This window comes from Colwellia sp. MB3u-55, assembly GCF_014076785.1.
Lineage (GTDB): Bacteria > Pseudomonadota > Gammaproteobacteria > Enterobacterales > Alteromonadaceae > Colwellia_A.
In genome coordinates this window covers 1-969 of sequence record NZ_JACGUS010000014.1, presented here as the reverse complement: position 1 = coordinate 969, position 969 = coordinate 1, and the positions used below count along the sequence as shown (strand labels likewise).

1 protein-coding gene is annotated in these 969 nt (G+C 35.4%); it reads right to left on the bottom strand.

Features of this window, described 5'->3' with window-relative positions; all coding sequences use genetic code 11:
• Positions 1–187: 187 nt before the first annotated feature.
• On the bottom strand, positions 188–712 hold the full coding sequence (locus tag H4J66_RS00040; protein ID WP_182169089.1) for a hypothetical protein: 525 nt from the start codon (positions 710–712) through the stop codon (positions 188–190).
• Positions 713–969 lie beyond the last annotated feature (257 nt).

Here is a 969-nt window from a genome sequence, read left to right as displayed (position 1 = left end):
ACCCATAAACAAAAAACTCTATAAAGGCATCAATTATGATCCATTTTAATAATCTAAAAAAGGCTCGACCTAAACCTTCTGCTACTTCTTCCATAGTTGATACAATCCTTTAGGCATATAACGCCCAAATAACAGGCTAAGTAATGGTTGGCTAAAATTGTGTAGCGAAGCGAAACGTAGCCAACTGTTACGTGTCCTTGTTGATTTGCTTGTTAGCTTCATTTACTTTGAAACTAGAATATATAAAAAAATTATTGTTACTTACAAGATCTTTTACAACGCAAGTAACTTTATATACACCAATAGGATCATTATCCTCCGCTATTAATCCTACGCGATCAATAGCTAAACCTAATTGACCTTTAGGTAATGCGGGTTTGTTTTTCCATAATTCAGTATTTTTATATTCTGCATAGATTGATCCATCTGGCTTGAGAATTTGGTAATCAACCTCAGCTATACAATTCCCATCTGCATTAGCAGAACAACCACTAAATAAAACTAAAGCTTCAATTGGTTGGCCTTTTTCTACATTCTCAGATGGTAGAATATGATAACCAGGAGTTGGTGCTTCCCAGTTGTCTAACATTTTTTGAGAATCCGTGGTCATGAATATCATGGCACCAAATTCGCCAGAAGATCCTTGAAAGGTGTTTGAGTTATCTGGTTTATTATTCGTATGCCATTCTTCAGAATTTACAGAATAAGACAATAAACACATTATTATTAATAGATACTTGATGATGAATCCTCCATGAAGCTAACGCCCCATTAAGAGGCAAATAATAGTTGGCTAAAATAAGCGACGAAGGAGCAAATAGCCAGCTGTTATTTGTCCTGCTTGAATGGCTTGTATGGATAATACACCCATCTTTATTATTCTTTTAAAACCCGTTTAGGTAAAGTGAGGCCCAAGCTTTAGCAGCAACTAAAGCCTTTTTATACGATAGTTCGATTGAATGATGGCTC